General features: G+C 46.8%; 14 protein-coding genes. 4 read left to right on the top strand and 10 right to left on the bottom strand.

Annotation, left to right across the window (positions count from 1 at the left end; translation table 11 throughout):
- Positions 1-63: 63 nt before the first annotated feature.
- Positions 64-813, bottom strand: coding sequence for a hypothetical protein (locus FJQ58_RS19960; protein ID WP_139996531.1), 750 nt, complete (start codon positions 811-813; stop codon positions 64-66).
- Positions 814-1,028: 215 nt separating this feature from the next.
- Here FJQ58_RS19960 and FJQ58_RS19955 point away from each other — a divergent pair, with 215 nt between their 5' ends.
- Positions 1,029-2,258: an RNA polymerase sigma factor gene (locus tag FJQ58_RS19955; RefSeq protein ID WP_139996530.1), complete on the top strand. Its 1,230-nt coding sequence runs from the start codon at positions 1,029-1,031 to the stop codon at positions 2,256-2,258.
- An 82-nt stretch (positions 2,259-2,340) separates the two neighbouring features.
- Here FJQ58_RS19955 and FJQ58_RS19950 read toward each other — a convergent pair whose 3' ends face one another.
- The 4 genes from FJQ58_RS19950 to FJQ58_RS19935 form a co-directional block, all read right to left on the bottom strand.
- Entirely contained in the window at positions 2,341-6,642 is a 4,302-nt protein-coding gene (locus FJQ58_RS19950) for an alpha/beta hydrolase-fold protein (RefSeq protein WP_162341626.1), read from the bottom strand.
- A gap of 229 nt (positions 6,643-6,871) precedes the next feature.
- Positions 6,872-8,608, bottom strand: coding sequence for an ABC transporter ATP-binding protein (locus FJQ58_RS19945; protein WP_139996571.1), 1,737 nt, complete (start codon positions 8,606-8,608; stop codon positions 6,872-6,874).
- Positions 8,609-8,651: 43 nt separating this feature from the next.
- Positions 8,652-10,415, bottom strand: coding sequence for an ABC transporter ATP-binding protein (locus tag FJQ58_RS19940; protein ID WP_139996528.1), 1,764 nt, complete (start codon positions 10,413-10,415; stop codon positions 8,652-8,654).
- A 97-nt stretch (positions 10,416-10,512) separates the two neighbouring features.
- Positions 10,513-10,947, bottom strand: coding sequence for a MarR family winged helix-turn-helix transcriptional regulator (locus FJQ58_RS19935; protein WP_139996527.1), 435 nt, complete (start codon positions 10,945-10,947; stop codon positions 10,513-10,515).
- Positions 10,948-11,215: 268 nt separating this feature from the next.
- Between FJQ58_RS19935 and FJQ58_RS19930 the strand changes: the two genes are divergently transcribed.
- Together FJQ58_RS19930 and FJQ58_RS19925 are read left to right on the top strand one after the other, a co-directional pair.
- Positions 11,216-11,830, top strand: a complete 615-nt coding sequence (locus FJQ58_RS19930) for a TetR/AcrR family transcriptional regulator (RefSeq protein WP_139996526.1) — start codon at positions 11,216-11,218, stop codon at positions 11,828-11,830.
- Positions 11,831-11,877: 47 nt separating this feature from the next.
- Positions 11,878-14,232: an MMPL family transporter gene (locus FJQ58_RS19925; protein ID WP_139996525.1), complete on the top strand. Its 2,355-nt coding sequence runs from the start codon at positions 11,878-11,880 to the stop codon at positions 14,230-14,232.
- 112 nt (positions 14,233-14,344) lie between these two features.
- Here FJQ58_RS19925 and FJQ58_RS19920 read toward each other — a convergent pair whose 3' ends face one another.
- Together FJQ58_RS19920 and FJQ58_RS19915 are read right to left on the bottom strand one after the other, a co-directional pair.
- Entirely contained in the window at positions 14,345-14,818 is a 474-nt protein-coding gene (locus FJQ58_RS19920; protein WP_139996524.1) for an EVE domain-containing protein, read from the bottom strand.
- Between the two features lie 124 nt (positions 14,819-14,942).
- Positions 14,943-15,890 (bottom strand): helix-turn-helix transcriptional regulator, encoded by a 948-nt coding sequence (locus FJQ58_RS19915; RefSeq protein ID WP_139996523.1) that lies wholly within the window; start codon positions 15,888-15,890, stop codon positions 14,943-14,945.
- 196 nt (positions 15,891-16,086) lie between these two features.
- On the opposite strand from FJQ58_RS19915, the gene FJQ58_RS19910 reads away from it, so the two are divergent.
- Entirely contained in the window at positions 16,087-16,566 is a 480-nt protein-coding gene (locus FJQ58_RS19910) for a GAF domain-containing protein (RefSeq protein WP_139996522.1), read from the top strand.
- Positions 16,567-16,671: 105 nt separating this feature from the next.
- On the opposite strand, the gene FJQ58_RS19905 is transcribed toward FJQ58_RS19910, so the two are convergent.
- Genes FJQ58_RS19905 through FJQ58_RS19895 form a run of 3 tightly spaced genes read right to left on the bottom strand, consistent with a single transcriptional unit; the run spans position 16,672 to position 19,146 of the window.
- On the bottom strand, positions 16,672-16,875 hold the full coding sequence (locus FJQ58_RS19905; protein WP_139996521.1) for a hypothetical protein: 204 nt from the start codon (positions 16,873-16,875) through the stop codon (positions 16,672-16,674).
- Positions 16,872-17,975: a GerAB/ArcD/ProY family transporter gene (locus FJQ58_RS19900; RefSeq protein WP_139996520.1), complete on the bottom strand. Its 1,104-nt coding sequence runs from the start codon at positions 17,973-17,975 to the stop codon at positions 16,872-16,874. The genes FJQ58_RS19905 and FJQ58_RS19900 overlap by 4 nt, the downstream gene beginning before the upstream one ends.
- Entirely contained in the window at positions 17,968-19,146 is a 1,179-nt protein-coding gene (locus tag FJQ58_RS19895) for a Ger(x)C family spore germination protein (protein WP_274382335.1), read from the bottom strand. The genes FJQ58_RS19900 and FJQ58_RS19895 overlap by 8 nt, the downstream gene beginning before the upstream one ends.
- Positions 19,147-19,159: the final 13 nt, after the last annotated feature.

Here is a 19,159-nt window from a genome sequence, read left to right as displayed (position 1 = left end):
ATATGACAACCCCCACCAAATAAGAAACTTTGAAAGGCACGAAGCCAATAAAGGTTCTAGAATTTAACTAATACTATGTATTGTTACTGATACCATCCCATCGCCTTTATTATTTATTAAAGCAACTTCAAAATTAGAAATCCACCTAAGTTCCCCTAAATGCTTAGCATATGCAAATTCGTGCGGAAGTTCTGTTATGACTTTTTCCAAAAGCAATTCCTTTCCATCTTGTTGAATAATAGATATGAAAATATCCATTGTTTCAACAAAGTGATGGCATATTACTTTAGCTTTGAAAATCTTATTGGGGCTTTTTATGGTTTTCTTCCAAATCCATTCATTTATATAGGATGATTCCTCTATTATATTTGACACTGCTCTAAATGGTGTACAATCCCAATTTTCATGTTCACATATTCTTGCTATACCTTTCATCAACAGTTTGAGAGTAATTTTTCTTTTCGTAGTTTCATTTGCTGAATTAAAATATAACAAATCAAATTTAACTTGTACTGTTGCTATCCCAGAATAATTAATAATTCTTTCATCAGCAATGTTTTCTACACATTCCACGAGAATCTTCCTAATTTTTTCTGTCTTAAATTTATTAAACAAGCGTTCAAACATTGCAGTAATACAACGAGTCTCTAGTGTAAAAGAACGTCTCTTTCCAGCCCAATTTAATTCATAATCAGATTTACTTGCGTCATAAAAATCAATATTTCTCTCATCCACCATTACTTTTATCTTTTCATTATTAATAACATAGGGCAAGTCTAACTCGAAATACTTTAAATACATAACCAATCTCACCTTATTTCTCCCACTGCCGTGGTGTTATACAACTATTCTAACGTCAACCTACTATCCCGATCTACAGCGATTGAAAAAGCAAATAGCTTTGGGGTTGCTCATTTTTTATAAAAGGCCTTTACCCCCATTTTACTTTCATATTTTTCATTTCGCATGTGGCTTTTTGCCGCCCTCCGGTGTCTAATGAAATGTAAGGTCAAGAGGAGGTTCTTACCATGTCAGGAGCTCATGACAAACTCCCTGTTTATCCGGATAAACAGGGACAAATCAAAAACTTTGAAATCACCTATAATCAGTATCGCCATCGAATTTGCAAATATCTTTCATTGAAAGTAAATCCGCTGGCTGCGGAAGACTTAACCCAGCAAGTTTTCTTAAAGGCTATCGAAAATATTCATTCCTTTAAAGAAAATGCCAGCGTATTCACTTGGATTTTCAAGATCGCTCAAAATATCGCGAAAAATGAATATCGAAGCGCATCACGAAAAAAAGAACTTGCCTACGATTATACAAGTTACGAATCACAGTCTGTGTCTCTTGATTTTGCGAAATATGTTGAAATCCGTATTGATATTAGCGCAGCATTAAAAAAACTAAATGAGCTCGATCAACAGATCATAGCACTGCGTTTCTTTGTGGACTGCACCTTGTCGGACATTTCCAAGATCGTCGGAATGCGTGAGAGCGCGGTCAAAAACCGCTTGTACCGAGCATTGGAGAAATTACGAAGTGAATTAAAAGAATGGGGTGACATTGCCATTATGTCTATACTGGATAGGATATCCATCGTAAACAAAAGCGACGCCAATGACACGAATGAACGGCTGCAGAAGGTTCAACAAGACTTGTTTAATGAGCTCAAGCAGCATGTAGAGAAGATTTCATTGAAATATAATCACCAGCCCTCCAAAAAAATTATCATCGAAATTTATCGTGATCTACCAACCTTTCATCAGGCTGTCGGAGAACAAAATGCTCCCAACTGGTTCATGGGTACGTTTGAGGACAATATTTTAAAGATTGTGTCCCCTTTGAATCCCGGACCGGAGCATACGTACCAGTCCATCCTTACCTCCACCATCCACCTGTTCACGATGTGGCTCATTACAGACATTAATCCGCTTGCTCCTAAATGGATCCGTCAGGGCATTGGAGGATATGAGTCGAGAGGAATGAGTGAGGAATTCATCAAGCATAGCACTTTAGATATCATTGATCAGCTTGTTATCCCGTCCTTCCATGAGCTCAATAATGATACTTGGGATTTTGAAACGATGAAAGGCTTTCAATTTTCTTATTTAATCGTCGAGTTCGTCATTGAAAAATTTGGCTTGGGTGCCTTAAATCAAGTGATTCGAAATCCCACTAGCTTTAAAGGGATTTTCCAATGCTCTGAGCAAGAGCTGCATGCGCAGTGGGTGGATTATATTAAGAACAAATCCTAAACGTTCCAGCTAAAAAAATGATGCCCCAAAAGCCATTGGCTCATGGGGCATCTTCTAATACCTTCTTAATCGCCTGCCTTGCTTAACGCACGGCTTGAGTCAAATGATAAACCATCTGAGCCGCCTCTGCGCGAGTCGCTTGGCTAAGCGGGGCCAGCGTTGTGTCGCTTGTCCCTTTGATCAGACCAAGTTCAACAATCTCATTCAAGGCTTGGCGTGCCCAGCTATGAATCTGCGGCTCATCGCTAAAGCTGCCTAGTTTATCCGCTTGGGAAGATTCATGCTTCGTCTTCCATTGATATGCGCGGTAGAGCATTACTGCCATTTCCTCGCGAGTAATCGTGCTATGCGGAACAAATGCCTGCTCGCTCATCCCGCGAACAAGACCGGTATGGAAAGCTGCCGCAACCGGTGCATAATACCAGCTATCCGCTGGCACATCCCGGAATGGAAGCTCCGCTCCATTGTCAGTCAAACCAAGTGAACGAACCAGCAGTGCCGCAAATTCCGCACGTGTAATTTGGCGATTCGGTGAATATACCTCGTCGCTTGTGCCCACTACAACATGCTGGGCTGACAGTACCTCTATAGCCCGATGAGCCCAGTGGTTCTTTTGTACGTCCTTGAATGCTTTCGTAAACGAAAGCACGCCATAAGCGCTGAAATGCGCTAGGTCGGCCTGAATCATGCCGCTTGCAGCATCGTAAGTGCCGCCAATAAACGCCAGCTTATTATCTGAAGTCAAGTGGTATATGCCAGTTAGCTCATAATCGGCATTAGCGTCTGCCTTCAGGCTTACTCGTACAGCCTTCGTGAATGGTACGTTTAATGGACGTGCTGTTCCATTCTTCATAACGGCGGTTAACTGGAAATCCACGAGTTTGCCTGCGGATGCCCATTGTCCAGTCCACTGCGAACTGGCCTGCTTCAACCATGCAGACTGATCAGCCTGAGACAACTGGTCAACTTTCCAAGCCAGCTCCTTCAGCTGCTCCAAGCCTACTGATTCGCTTAGCTGCTTCAGCGTTTCATAAGGGATCTCCAGCTTGCTGTTATCCCCAGCTTTTAGCTCAAGACCCGTTTGCGCTGCCAATGCCTTCTGGATATCGGCAATGCCCACGACGCCAACATTCGACTCATTCGCCGGCGGCGTAACTACGCCTCCGTTGCTAGGGTTTTCGGTAACAGGTCCGCCATCGCCAGAAGAAACGGTATACGTCAATCTGCTAAGCTCGAAGCTGCGATCCAGGACAGCCGATGTCAGAACAGCCTCATATGTCCCTGCTGTCATAGCTTGCGGTACAATAAATGTGCCAGTGAAGCCCTGGGCTCCCTTCGTTGATTCCTCCGTTTGATAGCTATAAAGCTTCTCCCCGCTAGTCTTGTTGTAGAAGTCCACCGTAACCGGCAGCTTCAGTACCGGATGTTGATCCTTCACATAGGCGGAGGCTGGAATTTCATTTGCATAAGCTGCAAGCGCATCGGTGCTGAGCAATTCATAGGTCAGCTCCGTTGTTTCCCCAACAGCCTCCACCTTAACCTTGCCGCTCAATACGTCATTGCCCACGCTCGCCGAACGGAAATGAGTGCTATGCTGAGCAAAGGACAGGTCAATCGATTTGGTATAAAATGCGCTGTCATGCGCACCATCGCGCACCTCAGCATAATGCGGAACTCCCGCATTCATCAAATATTTGTGCAGCGTATTGACTGGAAGGTCAAAGCTGTACACATCCAGATTGCCCGAGTCAAAATAAATCGAATAACTCTTCAACGCTTCTACCGGATAATCGGTTACGATTTTTACCGGGAACTGGCCTGTATTCGTCATACTTAGCGCACCCATATGGCTGGCCACACTCGAGAACTGGTCCGGATACTGGAATCCGATTACGAAAGCGCCGAAACCACCCATTGATACTCCTGTCGTGCCTCTGTAACGGGCATCGTCAATCGTGCGATATTGGGTATCGACAAGCGGCACCAAATCCTTGGTCACCATATCCTGCCATTTCACGCCATTCGCTCCGGCGCCGTTAACCCAGAAGCTGGTGCCGCTGGAGTCAGGGATGACAACGATCATATCCTTTATCGAGCCTTGCTGTATGCCTTTGTCCAAAATTTGATCAATCTTGTCAATTTCAAACGACTCGCTGTCGCTATTGAACTGGTGGAGCAAATAAACGGACGGGTAACGTTTGCTTGGCTGATCTAGATAGCTAGGCGGCAAATATACACGGTATTTGACCATCCGGTTAGCGCTCTCGGAGAAAAACTCCGTGACATAGAACAGCTTTTGATCGCCGGTTTCCTTCACTGCGCCATTCTCGTACTTGTAATACTGCGAGACAGCCGCTTGCTTAATCGTTACCGTCTCATCCTGATCGTTTTTGCCTGTAAGCGTCACGTTGGCGGTATATAAATATTTGCCATCAAGCTCAAATACATAAGCCCCTTCAACCTGCGCTTTTACATTGGTGTATCCCTTAACAAGCTGGGTTATTTGATCGATGCGCTGCAGCTTGTCATACCCCTTCTCGAAATAGCCAGCCGACAGCGTATTTCGATACGCCTGCATCTCTTGGCTGCTAATGGCATTCAACTGCTTCACAGCCAGCGCTTTAACGTCGGCAACAACGCTTTCGCTAGGCACTTTAGAAGGAAGCTTATTCACTTTTTGAAGCGCTGCTTTCGTGTAAATGCCAATGGGCCCGGAATACCAGCCGCCGCCGCCGTTCTGGTTGTACAAACGAACCGCGATTGTATTGGTCTCGCCGCGTTTCAGGAGGCCTGAAGGCACGCTGTACGATCTGGAGGCTGCCCAGAATGAGCTTGTATACTCTCCATTATCATTAAAGCCTGTTTTGCCAACTAGCTGTCCATTAATATAGGTTTGGTCAGCGTCATCAATTTTGCCTGCAAGCAAAGTTAAATCCTGATCCGGGAAATCATCCGGGACTGTAAACTCCCTGTAATACCAAGCGGCGCCGTAATAATTATTGAGTCCGCTGTAGCCTCCGAAGCCATCTGTCCACCAGTCCAAGCCTGGCTGTACTGTGCGCCAATCTCCGTTCTGAAGATCAGGAGTCAGGCCATTCACCGAGCTGCTGGGGAAAGTGTCCTTCGTGAAGAACCAATCGCCAAGCAAGTCAATTTGAACATCCTCAGCCGCAGTCCCCATTGGTGTTACCTGAATAAGAGGTTTAGTTCCGAGCGCATAGGTCATCCCTAGCAAACGTGCGCTAAGTGTGACATTATAGCTTTTATCCTGGCCAAGAGCTGTTACCGGAATCGTAAAGCTTCCCGTAAAGCTGCCCTGCGCAGATCCCGTGATCACATCGCCGAGATCAACAGAATCACTATACAGCGCCACTCCGCTTACATCGGTGACCTGGACAAGGGTATTCAAATGAAAATTGCTGCTGGTCGTTTGATTCAGTACATAATTTGCGGCGCTAGCTCGGTCCAGATTGACTGTAAAATCAACCTTCACCGTCTGCTGGCCTACGTTAATGGCCTGCGGGGCTGCCGTGAAGCTTCCTTTCACTAGGCTGCTTCCGAAATTGTTGCTGTGCATCATAAACGAACGATCCAAATAACGCAGATAGTAATCTGCCGTATGGCCGCCTGGCCTCATTTGGTATTCATGAGCGACCTTCGCCCCGCGGAAATAGGCATGGATATCATTGGTAGAACCGTCCGCATACGTACTCGGATCTTCCGTTCCGCCATCCAAATAGTATTTATATGCCTTCTGGTTCGCTGCGCTTATCGCTTTAATCATCTCAAGCGGCTGCAGTCCCTCTACCTTCTTGTCGAGCGCTCCCATGTGGCTGCCAATCGAGCTGAACAGCTCGGGGTGCTTGAGGCCAAGCACAAAAGCGCCATAGCCGCCCATCGAAACACCGCTAATGCCTCGAAATTTTGCCAGCGGAATCGTTCTATAAGTGTCGTCGACATGCGGAATGAGATCGCTTACAAGCATATCCTCCCAAGGAGCGTCTGCCTTGTTAACGAACCAGCTGTCTCCGCTTGTATCCGGCATAACGACGATCATTTTCTGCATCAGCCCTTGGGCCATCCACTCATCCAGCTTCTTGTCTACAGCCGCATCGGCGAACTGCTGGCTTGAGCTGTCCTCTTGGTGCAGCAAATAGACAACCGGGTAACGCTGCTCATTATCCGCATACCCCTCCGGCAAATAAATGCGGTAAGTCATTTCCTTATCCATACTTTCTGATGGATACGATTCTACAATAAAACGGGCATTGGCAACCTCTTCTGCCGCCTTAACGGATAATGCGGGCAATCCTGCCATCATGACTAGGACTGCCAGCATTATGGTGTACACCCGCTTGGCAATCGGCCTGTTCCAACTTTTCAATTGTATTTCCTCCCCTGCTTGGTCTATCTTTCCTCCCAAACTATAGCACTTGCCTAGCAGCAGGTTAATGGAATAAGTGCGGCATTTTGGTATTATCCGCGCTTTATCGGGAAGAGTCCAACCAATAAATTCCATAACAAGAAAAACGATCACCCCTCCCAAAATGCAGGAAAAGTGATCGTCTAAAGAATGGACTTATAGGCTAAGTCCTTAAATCATTCTATTGTCTTCACAAAGCCGCTTCCGCCGTCTCAAACTGGCTATTGTACAATTCGGCATAGAAGCCGTTCTCCGCAAGCAGCTCGTAATGATTGCCGCTCTCGATAATATCGCCGTCCTTCATAACAAGGATAATATCGGCATTCTTAATCGTAGACAACCTGTGCGCGATAACAAAAGATGTTCGTCCCGCCATTAAGCGGTCCATCGCTTCCTGTATGAGAAGCTCCGTTCTCGTATCGACGGAGCTTGTCGCTTCGTCGAGGATGAGCAGCGGGGCGTTCGCAATGAGCGCTCTTGCAATGGTGATCAGTTGTTTCTGGCCTGCAGAAAGGTTCACCTGCTCGTTCAATACCGTGTCGTAGCCATTCGTTAACGTGCGGATAAAATGATCAATGCCGACAGCCTTGCAGACTTCCTTCACGTCGGCATCGGTAACGCCTTGCTTATTAAAGACGATATTTTCTTTGATCGTCCCTTCGAATAGCCACGTATCCTGAAGCACCATACAAAACTGCTCATGCACATTTTCCCGAGGAAGCTCATGGATAGGAACGCCATCGATTGTAATTTCCCCGCCGTTCAGCTCATAGAATCGCATCAACAAATTGACAATCGTCGTTTTCCCCGCACCTGTCGGCCCAACGATGGCGATCTTCTGGCCGGGCAAGGCGCGGGCTGAGAAGTCATTAATAATAAGCTTATTCGGATCATAGCCGAAGGTAACATTGCGGAATTCCACCTGCCCCTTAACATCCTTAAGCACCTTCGATTTATGCTTCTCGTCCTCAAGCTCTTTCTCCTCCAAAAATTCAAAAACGCGCGCGGCTGCGGCTGCAGTCGATTGCAAGCTTGTCGCGGCTTGCGCGATTTGCCCTAGCGGCTGCGTGAACAGGCGGACATAGAGCATGAATGCAACGATAACGCCAAACGAAATTTGGCCATCCATCGCCAATGCCCCGCCGACAATACATACCGCTACATATCCAAAGTTTCCGACAAACATCATGAGCGGCATCGTCAAGCCGGATAAAAATTGCGACTTCCAGGAGCTTTCATATAATTTATCGTTTATTTCATTAAACGTTTCCTTCGCCTTCCGCTCGCCATTATAAACCTTAACGACATCGTAGCCAGAAAATATTTCCTCGACATGGCCATTCATCGCACCAAGGTTTGCCTGCTGGTGAACGAAATGCGTTTGCGATTTTTTGATCATCACCGTCATGAAGCCAAATCCTAAAAAAGTGGAAATGATCGCCGTCAACGTCATCCACACGTTGGTATAGAACATCATGACCAATGAACCGACCAGCATGGTGACGGATGTAACAAGCATCCCGACACTCTGATTCATCGTTTGACCAATCGTATCGATGTCGTTCGTAACACGGCTCAGCACGTCGCCATTGCTCGTGGAATCGAAATACTTTAGCGGAAGCTTGTTAATCTTCTTGGAGATGCGGGTGCGCAAGCTTCTCGACACCTTCTGCGTTACAGTAGCCATAATATAGCCTTGGAAAAACGAGAAGATGACACTTAATCCATATAGGACGGCAAGCAGTATGCCGATGCTGGTGACCGCGTCCATGTCGATTTCGCCCATTAGTCCCTCAGTAATGTAATCCGTCATGTCTTTCAGCTTACCTGGCCCGATAATCGTAAAGATCGTGCCCACGACGGATAGCAGCAAAGCAATGATAATAAGAGGAAGGTACGGCTTGCAATAAGCGACGAGCTTGCCCATTGTTCCTTTGAAATCGATGTTTTGCTTAGTTGCGACCTGTTGTTTAGCCAATTTCAAGCTCCTCCTTCGATAACTGAGAGTTCGCGATCTGACGATATACTTCGCAGGTCTGAAGCAGCTCTTGATGCGTGCCTCTTCCTACAATTTTGCCTTCGTCGAGAACGAGGATGAGATCGGCTTCCTTGATCGTTCCGATGCGCTGCCCCACAATGAGGTTGGTAGCGCCCGCTGTTTCTTGATTCAGCATGGAACGCAGCTGACGGTCAGTCTTATAATCAAGCGCAGAGAAGGAATCGTCGAAAATATAAATATCAGGCTTGCGGTAGATCGCCCTGGCAATGGATAACCTTTGCTTCTGGCCGCCGGACAAGTTCGAGCCTCCTTGCGAGACGCTGCCCTCATATCCGCCTTCCAGCTTCTCAACAAACTCTTGGCCTTTGGCGATCGCTACCGCTTTCTTCACATCGTCCGCCGAGCCTGCCGCTCGGCCATTATCGCCATAGGCAACGTTGGATGTCACGGTTCCGCTGAATAGAACGGTTTTCTGAGGGACGTAACCTAGCTTGTTATGGAGATCCCTCAGCTCGTAATCTTTTACGTTTAACCCTTGGACAAGCACCTCGCCCTCCGACACGTCATAAAATCTCGGAATTAAGTTAAGCAGCGTACTCTTGCCGCTGCCCGTGGAGCCGATGAATGCTACGGTCTCGCCCCTGCGTGCAACAAAGCTGATATCCCTCAGTACATATTCATCCGAATCCGCATACTTAAAGCTGACATTTCGGAATTCAATTTCGCCTGTTTTTGCGGTATTCGTCGATTTGGAACGGCCATCCTTGATGCTTGGTTCTGTATTTAATACTTCCATGACACGCTTGGCTGCGACTGACGCCCGCGGCAGCATGAAGAAAACCATCGACAGCATCATAAAGGCCATAACAATTTGCATCGCATAGGAAGAGAAAATGACCATGTCGCTGAACAAGCCGAGACGAGCCACGGTATCCGCTCCGTTAATCAGATAGGCGCCGATCCAATAAATCGCCAAACTGAGTCCGCTCATGATCAGACTCATGACCGGCATCATCAATGCCATCAATCGGCTTGTGAACAGATTCGCATCGGTCAAATCCCGATTCGCGTGATCGAACTTCGCCTCTTGGCTTGGTCCCGCATTATAAGCTCGAATGACTCGCAGGCCATGCAGCCCTTCTCTCGTAACTCGGTTTAACTGGTCCGTCAGCCCTTGAATCAATCTGAACTTTGGCATAGCGAACAAAATAACGATTGCGATCATGAGAAGAAGCAGCGCAACCGAAACGCCGGATGAAAGCGTCCATTGCCAGCTCTTGCTGGAGATTTTCACAATGGCCCAGCCTGCCAGAATTGGCGCTTTAATCATCACTTGCAGCCCCATCGCCACAATCGTTTGCACTTGCGTAATATCATTCGTGGAACGCGTAATGAGGCTCGCCGTCGAGAATTGGTTCATTTCGGCCATGGAAAATGATTCAACCTTATCGAAGAGCAAGCCCCTAAGCCGCTTAGCCAGCGATGCGGCGCTCTTCGCGACCAAATAGACTACGATAAAGGATGCAATTAAACTTCCGATAGCACACAGCATCATATAGGCGCCTGGCTCCCATACCTCGCTTAAGGAGCTGCCTTCCGTTTGCACCAGCTTGGTGATTTCCGCCAAATAATCAGGAAGCTTGAGGTCTAGCCATACCTGGAACACGATAAATGCGGTACTGATGACGATAAACCAAACATTTTTGGGATTAAAATACTTCAAAATCTTAAGCATTTATCAAACGCTCCTTCGCCATGTTGTTAGCCATAGAACTGTAAGCCTACTAACTATATTACAATATTAAAAGCCGCTAAAACAACTTAGGCGACTGCTACTCCAAATTGCTTTTGATTTTATCCAAGACGTTAAAAAAATTGTCCAGTTCCTCTTGCGATAACCCCTTTTTTAATTCCCGTTCAATCTGGGCATATTTACTAATAATAGCCTCATAGTACTCGTGCGCAGTTGGCGTAAGGATGATTTGCTTTAACCTGGCATCATAGGGAACCGATTGCCTGATAATAAGGTTATTCTTCTCCATTAATTGCAAAATCTTGCTTGCCGTCGAACGCCGGATGGTGAATTTGTTCTCGAAATCGCGTTGAAAAATCTCCTTGTCCTGGTTATCGACAAAGTACTTCAGCACCCATCCATGCATGCCGGTTAATTGATCGCCATATTTTTGATTCATAAATCCGTCCACTTGTCTTTGCAGCATATTTCTTAGCGTTCTAAGTTCTAGCGCAATCGATCGATCTGATTTCATTTCACCTTCCCCTTTTCAGTATTCATTTTCAGGTATTTTCTCATTTTATCACAAAACTTGTTAGTCTACTAACATAATTACGACTATTGAACTAGCACTTTTCCGACTTTTGAATAAAAAAAATAATCTTTGATGTTATACGCCACAAATTCGTAACAACTTGCTCATTGTGCATTATTGCCCATTGGGCAATAATATAGATAAGGAATTATATTTGAAGATACTGCCATTCTATCTAAAAGAGAGGTGAACGCTTAAGCGTTACATGATGAACAAACCAAACCTACGCGATATGAAAAGGGAAGCAACCGGGAATGCGCTTGCCGATGCAGCGTTCGCTCTTGCTATGGAGAAGGGAATGGACGGATTCGTTGTGGAGGATGTCGTGCAGCGCGCCGGATACTCCAGAAGAACGTTTGCTAACCATTACTCTTGCAAAGAGGAAGCGATAGCTTCCTCAGCACTCATCTTCAAAGGCGCCGATGAAATTGCAAATTGGATTGCTGGTCTACATGAAGATATTCCTCCTCTTGAGATTTTGTACCATTTAATGAAGATGCAGCTTACAGCAGAGCATTTTGTGAAATTGCAGCAGCTTGTATCGCTCTCGAAGCAGTACCCATCACTTGAGCCGTACATCCTGAGCGGATTGCACCGTTTGCAAATAACCGCCCAGGAAACGTTAAGCAAATTATCTCATGGACGTTATCCTGAAGGATATATCTACCTTCTTGTCGGAGCTGTTTACGGGGCTGTCCTTCCATTGCTTGACGGCAGCCTAAACGTACTGCTTCCAGGACAAAAAGCAGCAGAAACCCCGGAGACTATTACGCTCGATCAATATTTAGATAAAATGTTTGGTTATTTACGAAACGGTTTCTAGCCCATATCCACAAGTTATTCCCACATACAAAGGAGAATTATGAACGCATGTCAACTTTTCTGTACAGATTAGGCAAATCGGCTTATACCAAACCATGGTATTTCATTGTCAGTTGGATCGCGATTCTCGGAATTGTTCTCACCATTCTAGGGATCAACGGCATCCATGTTACTTCCGATATGAAAATCGAGGGCACGGAATCGCAAAAGGTATTAGATCAACTGACGGCAGAGCTCCCCGAAGCTTCGGGCGGACAAGCCAGCATCGTGTTCACGGCACCAAAGGGCGAGAGTCTGGATACGCCGGAGCGTTTGGCCTCAATTAGCGAAGCTGTTAACGAGGTATATCAACTTGAGTATGTGATTAATCCGATTGAACTCGCCGCACAAGCCGGAGCATCGATGAGCGACGCCGCTGCTGCGCAAGGCAACCAGTCAGCACAAGGCGAAGCAGCTACTGGGTCTACGCAAGAAGCGGCTGGCGAATTGCCGCCTTACGGCCCGATGATGGTGGACGGCATGCCTGTTCCGGGCGTTATGATCGCTTCGGACAGCAGCGTCGCCTTGTTCCAATTTCAATTCACGGTTCAGCAAATGTCCTTGCCCGAGTGGGTCCCAGATTCGGTAATTGATGCAGCTATGACTGTCGAGAAGACCGGAATTACGGCCTTGCCGAGCGACTCGCTATCTACTAAGCCTGCAATTGGCTCGACGGAAGCCATCGGCATTGCCGTCGCCGCCGTTGTGCTCTTCATGACACTCGGTTCAGTTGTTGCTGCAGGCTTGCCGCTTCTGACCGCGCTTATCGGAGTAGGAGTAAGCGTAGGAGGTGCTTTTGCCTTCTCGAACGTGTTCCATATGACCGATCTCACGCCTGTTCTTGCGCTTATGGTCGGGCTAGCCGTCGGTATTGACTACTCCCTGTTTATCGTCAACCGCCAGCGCCGCATGATTCTCGAACAGGGACTTAGCGCTCGGGAAGCCGCGAGCAGAGCTGTGGGTACCGCTGGCAGTGCTGTATTTTTTGCCGGCTTGACCGTTATTATTGCATTATGCGGCATGGTCGTTATCGGTATTGGCTTCTTGTCCGCAATGGCGCTTGTTGCCGCTGTAGCCGTTCTTGCCAATGTGCTGGTCGCGCTGACGCTGCTGCCGGCTTTACTCGGTCTCGTCGGTGAACGCATTTGTTCAGCCAAAGCTCGCACGAAGAGCAGCAGCCAAACCAACAACAATTCAAATGGGTTCGCGCATCGCTGGGTAACGGGAGTCGTAAAAGGCCGCTGGGTTATCGTAGTTGCCGTCATCGTTATTCTCGGAGCAGCTGCGATCCCGGCTGCAAAGATGGAAATGGGCATCCCGTCGGGTGCGACAGCCAACTTTGATACAACAGCAAGACAGAGCTACGACGCGATTTCTAACGGTTTCGGCGAGGGCTTCAACGGTCCGCTGCTCCTAGTCGCCGAGCCCCAAGGCTCCTCAGGCGCCATTACAATGGAGACGCTGGGCGGACTAGTTCAGGAGCTTCAGCAGCATGACAACGTTTCAGTAGTAACGCCTATGGGCGTTAACAAAACCGGTGATATGGCTATTATTAGCCTCATCCCAAAGACAGGGCCAACGGACAAAGAGACGAAAGACTTGGTTCAAGAGCTTCGCGCCAACGACTCCAGCATGGCGCAGTCGCATGACGTTAAGATTGGCGTTACCGGATTTACCGCCATCAATATCGATATGTCGTCAAAGCTGGCTGAGGTGTTCCCGCTATACGTCGTCATTATCGTCATTCTTTCGATCATTATTTTGCTGCTCGTATTCCGTTCGATCATCGTACCCGTCAAAGCGACGGTTGGTTTCCTTCTCAGCATACTTGCCACATTTGGGATAACAACAGCCGTATTCCAATGGGGATGGGTACATGACCTATTCGGCTTCGACACGGGTGGCCCGCTGCTCAGCTTCATGCCGATTATGGTTACCGGCATCCTCTACGGGCTCGCGATGGATTATCAAGTGTTCCTTGTCAGCTCGATGCGCGAGTCTTATGTTCATGGTCATCATGGCAAGGAAAGCGTTATTCACGGCTACGATCAAGCTAGCCGCGTCGTCGTAGCCGCAGCGATTATTATGGTTTCGGTGTTCGCCGGCTTTATCTTTGCTCATGATATTATGATCAAGCAGATTGGCTTTGCGCTGGCGATCGGCATCCTGATTGACGCCTTCTTCGTCCGTATGGCGCTCGTCCCAGCAGTCATGGCCATCTTTGGAGACAAAGCATGGTGGCTGCCAAAATGGTTAGACCGCCTGCTGCCGAACCTGGATGTCGAAGGCGATAAGCTTCTTGCACAGCTGAAGGCACAGGAAGGTGCAGTGGACATCAAGACTAACCCTCGTAAAGCTCACTAATTTAATTTCTCAAAAACTTGGATATTCATAACAAGCAAAGGCCAACCCGATCATCATCTGGTTGGCCTTTGCTTTACTTTTATTCAAGAGGGCATGGTCGCAGCCGATTATCTCACGCTTCTGAACGGCAGCTCCCGATCGCCTCATGGCTCAGCATCGCATCCGCAATCGTCAGAAAGTCCTCCCGTTCAATCTCAAAATGACCGTAACGGAAGGAATAGCCCCAATTTCGCTTCCCGCGCGTGAAGCTAAGCTGTTCCAGCAAATATCTAATCTTAGCTTCCCGACATGGGAGATAGCTAATATTTCTGCGGAACGGCACAAATGATTCAGACATCCGATATTCGTAAACTTGATCATCGATCACTTCCCCGATCGCAGTGAATGCCTGTAGCGGTGACCCTACTGACATATCTGTGCGTGGGGAATAGTATATCAACCAATCGCCTGCGCGCATCTTTCGTAAATGTGCTGACTTGCCGTGACAGAGCTGTGCGAATCCTCCCTGTTCTCCGATCTTCACATGTGATTCGGACACGACTCCAATCCAAAAGCGGCTTTGCTCGCTTATTTCATCCAGCTTCATCCTTTGTTTCCCCCTTTTTGTTTATCCAAAAAACTACGGTGCTTAGCGAACCGATTCTTGCTTTAACTGCTCCATTAGTTTCCGTTTTATCTAACTATACAAAAACGCTACTGACACCATCATGTCAGTAGCGTTTTAACATTTTTTCCGCTTCGTTTCTAATCCTTTGCCGAAAGGCTTCCGGTTCGAGCACCACCACTCCGCCTCCCCAGCCGAGCACCCATTGCAGCAGCTCCTCAGGCTGCCGAACGCGCAAGGTCACCAGCAGCCCTTCCGGATGATCCTCTATGATTTCTGTGTAAAAGTTATTCGACTCCCTTACCTTATCGGCAATGTCAGGTTGAACCGATAGGCGCACAAGAACGTTGCGATCATCTGGTGGCTGGTACTCCTCCAATTGAAAATTTGGCGGCAGCTTAAATGGCTCCTCCAGATCGATTAGCTCTGTCATCCGGGATAGCCGGAAATGGCGGATATCCTGCCGCAAGTCACACCTTGCGATCAGTACCCATGACCCTTGATGGAGCACAAGACCATAAGGAGCAACCGTACGGATACTTTGCCGGTTTCCATCAGCCTCGGCGATTCTTTTGGAATATCGGAATCTTATTTTCCTTTCCTCTAATATCGCGCGACGAACCACTTCCATGAAGGCTTTCTCTTGTATCCGCGTCACGTCTCCAGCGGAAGCAAGCAGACGAAAGCTCTCTCGAATCCGGGAAGCCTCCTTGCACACTGGTTCCGGAAGAATGGCTTCAATTTTCCCCCGTGAAGCTTGAGCCTTCCTGCCATAACGGTCATCAAACCACTGCTCGACAAATTGTGTCCCAATAAGTAAAGCCACCGCTTCTTCCACCGTAAAGCTAACTGGAGGAAGGAAATACCCTTCCATTAAGGAGTACCCTTGCCCTGGCGCCCCGACCACGGGTACGCCTGCTTCGCTCAAAGCCTGAATATCCCTGTAAATGGTTCTCACACTTGTTTCAAAAGCAGCTGCCAGATCCTCTGCTCGCAGCATCTTGTTCCGCTGGAGCTCAAGCACTATGGCTAACATACGATCTGTTTTGTTCATGAAGCAGAACCCTTCCCTGAGCAATTGTTTTATATCAGAATAGCGGTTATCCATCTTTTATGAAAGAGAAAAATAGAGCATGCAGCGTTCAACTTGAGCGACAGGCTAATTTCGAAAATGAACGTTGATATGTTAAACTATGTTGAACAATAAAGCATTTCTAGGCATCTGTCCCTCACGCGAAAGGAGCCCGATTATGTTTCAGCCAGAACGCTACAAAGGATCCCCAGAGCAAAATTATGAGTTAGTCATCCGCCAGCTTGAAGCATTGCTCGCAGGAGAGTCTGACGTGATCGCAAACCTTTCCAATGCTTCAGCGCTGCTGAATCAATTTTTAGACGATGTTAACTGGGTTGGGTTTTACTTGTACAAAAACGAAGAACTTGTGTTAGGGCCGTTTCAAGGCCTCCCGGCTTGCGTCCGTATCCCTCTGCACCGAGGCATATGCGGTAAAGCTGCTACCGAAAGAAAGACGGTCAGAGTGGATCATGTCCATAAATTTCCGGAGCATATTGCTTGCGACTCCGCGTCGCGATCAGAAATCGTTATCCCCATCCTCATGAACGGCGATTTGTTCGGCGTCCTCGATATTGATAGTCCATCGCTAGATCGGTTTGACAAGATTGACCAGCACTACTTGGAGCAATTCGTTAATCAATTAATAACTCACCTGTAACGATAAAGACCGCCTTTTAATAGGGCGGTCTTTATCGTTGGTTGCTGAACTTCATGAAGCTTAAATTCGTCTAAGCACTGTTTCATCTCGCATTCTTAAATCATTCTAAAAACCAACCCAATCAAACATCCAGCTAATCCATAGATTAGGGTTGAAGTGATGCTCCTTCATAATGTCGATCCAAATGATTAATGAGAAAAGAGAGAGCACCACAAAGACGATTACATCCTTGATTGTTTTTTTTCGATGAATAAAAAATACAATAACACCTGCAAAAGCAAGTGAAAAAAGGAGAATAAATCTAATCATGGCGATGCCTCCTTCCCCTTTCGCGTGCGCTGTCGAATCCAAGATAAAACAAGGAGCAGCAAGGGCAAAACGATACCAAACAAACAGGAATACGCGAAAATATATTTTCGGTCCCAGTCAATGTTCTCAACTACGTTATCATTTAACGATATCGCGATACCGGAGATAAGAAGAACAAGCGGAATAGCGATCCACGTTCTCTCCTTCATTTGAAACAGCTGGCGAATGCCCTCCACTGCGCAATAATAGGCAATGCAAAGCTTGAGAAAAATCCAAATCAACCAAACGATAACGATCGTAGATTCCAAATGTTCAATGAATTCCGCGATCCGAAGCTCCTCTACAATGGTATACAGAGGATACAGAAGATGCGAGCTGCGTGCTGCGCCTAGCACACCAATAGTCACAAAAACAATTCCGCTTAATAATAGCGTTGCCGTGGCGAGACCTAGCAGCAAGCTTGACTTGAGTCTTGTTTTGACATACGGGGCAAGCATCATGATGGTTACCGTCTCCAGATAGGGAAAACCGATGACCGGCGCTGAGTCTTTGATCAATTTCATAAACGAGGCCTGAAACATAGGCTCAAATCGTTCCCAGTTCCATTCATTAAGTGCAGAAATATAAATCACAAATAAGACAAGCAGCACAAATGGCGTAAGAAACTCACTCGTTCTTGCTATCGTCTCGACTCCTCTGATGACAGCATAACAAGCAATGACCAAAAACATGATATGAAATACCGATATGGGCGTATTTGGCATGAGAATGGTCTTCATAAAATCACCAAGATTGCGGGTCACCCAGCTTGCCGTTTGTATAAAATACCAAATGTAAACGATCGCGATCAACCCGCCGATCGGCTTGCCTGCAGCAGCTAGAGCGATTTGTACGATACTTAATTCCGGATTTGCATTAGACAATAGCAACCATAAACAAGCAATCACAATGGCAAAAGCACCCGCAACCAATGGAATGATCCATCCGTCTTGTTTGGTTGAGGAAATCACGCTGCCCGGCCGTATAAAAAAGGCAGTTCCTAAGGCATAGTTCACCGTTAACAAATAAAATTGCCATCCACTAATGTGCTCTTTAACCATCGACATCACCTGATTTATAAGGATCTAACGTATTGCCGAAGGTTTGGATGACAAAATGTACAGATACGGCAAGCTCAGTTTGTTCCCATTTCCCCTTGCCCTCCATGGGCTTCTTCCGGGTGCTCCCGCGCTTGCGGCTTATCATCTCCTCAATGCCCATAATATCCCAATGCTTTGCTTTCGTTTTCTCATACAATTGATTGGATCTTTCTACGACCTGTTTGCTGAGCTGAGTTATAATCAGATCTAAGTTATCAGCTGTTAATTTCGTCTCTTGCGTATTGCCATCGATATGGACTTTAGCTTTGATTTGAATGTTGATAACCGGATGACCGGATTTTTGAACTAAATTCTTTTTGACTAAAATATCCTTCAGCCAAAGATCAACATGTCCCTCATTTAAATGGACGATTTGATGAAGCATCTTTATTTCACCGTTCAGCAAGTTGTAAAATGGCATTTCGTAGGCGGATAATTTCCCAATCATAGCCCCCTGTTTAATTAGGGCCCCCCCTCTTAGTATAAAGCTTCCTTCATTAGCGTCCATATGCTCATATCTTTGAGTAGTCGAACTCTCGCGTGAGCCGGAGACGCTAACAAGCGGCAATACGATCAATGTATTGGTATCTAGATTTTCAACCACATCTTTTATTCGCGAGCGGTAGCTCGCTTCTCCGGATTCCATGGACTGATTTTCAATAATGGTACGCACATTATTGCCTGGCAATCTTTCAAGCGTGGTGTAGATTTGCATAAAATCGGATAAGGGTGAATCCGTAACTAGCATATTGATGGTAGATTGCCGATCCCGCTGCTTCTCCATAAAATTCAGCTGATCCACGATTCCTTTTCTCGCTGCTCTTTCCGTTACCACCATCGCTTCGGAATGGTCGAAAAACGGCCGCTTCGGAATGCTGTCGAGCAGCTTTGACGGAACCTCTGTGGCAAGCTTTGAGCTGACGCGGAACGTATAGACAGGCGCATTGATCCCGGAAGTTTTTTGCGCGGCAATTCCCGAAGGATTTACGATGTGGTAATAAAACGTACTTCCCCCCTCTTCCGGATTAATGTCCATTCCGATAAAATTTACGATAGCCATCTGATTAACCTCCACTAAATCCCAGCATGCGGTTAAGCAGAAGCACATAACCAAACTGCAGCATACTTTCATTTTCCACGCCTGC

The sequence above is a fragment of the Paenibacillus paridis genome, assembly GCF_006345825.1.
GTDB classification, from domain to species: Bacteria; Bacillota; Bacilli; order Paenibacillales; family Paenibacillaceae; genus Pristimantibacillus; species Pristimantibacillus paridis.
The sequence above is the reverse complement of the archived record's forward strand: the minus strand, read 5'-3'. Positions and strand labels throughout refer to the sequence as shown.

Coding starts and splice junctions, on each gene's coding strand:
- FJQ58_RS19955 (WP_139996530.1), top strand. CDS start 1,029: ATGTCAGGAGCTCATGACAAACTCCCTGTTTATCCGGATAAACAGGGA.
- FJQ58_RS19945 (WP_139996571.1), bottom strand. CDS start 8,608: ATGGGCAAGCTCGTCGCTTATTGCAAGCCGTACCTTCCTCTTATTATC.
- FJQ58_RS19940 (WP_139996528.1), bottom strand. CDS start 10,415: ATGCTTAAGATTTTGAAGTATTTTAATCCCAAAAATGTTTGGTTTATC.
- FJQ58_RS19935 (WP_139996527.1), bottom strand. CDS start 10,947: ATGAAATCAGATCGATCGATTGCGCTAGAACTTAGAACGCTAAGAAAT.
- FJQ58_RS19930 (WP_139996526.1), top strand. CDS start 11,216: ATGAACAAACCAAACCTACGCGATATGAAAAGGGAAGCAACCGGGAAT.
- FJQ58_RS19925 (WP_139996525.1), top strand. CDS start 11,878: ATGTCAACTTTTCTGTACAGATTAGGCAAATCGGCTTATACCAAACCA.
- FJQ58_RS19920 (WP_139996524.1), bottom strand. CDS start 14,818: ATGAAGCTGGATGAAATAAGCGAGCAAAGCCGCTTTTGGATTGGAGTC.
- FJQ58_RS19915 (WP_139996523.1), bottom strand. CDS start 15,890: ATGAACAAAACAGATCGTATGTTAGCCATAGTGCTTGAGCTCCAGCGG.
- FJQ58_RS19910 (WP_139996522.1), top strand. CDS start 16,087: ATGTTTCAGCCAGAACGCTACAAAGGATCCCCAGAGCAAAATTATGAG.
- FJQ58_RS19905 (WP_139996521.1), bottom strand. CDS start 16,875: ATGATTAGATTTATTCTCCTTTTTTCACTTGCTTTTGCAGGTGTTATT.
- FJQ58_RS19900 (WP_139996520.1), bottom strand. CDS start 17,975: ATGGTTAAAGAGCACATTAGTGGATGGCAATTTTATTTGTTAACGGTG.
- FJQ58_RS19895 (WP_274382335.1), bottom strand. CDS start 19,146: ATGAAAGTATGCTGCAGTTTGGTTATGTGCTTCTGCTTAACCGCATGC.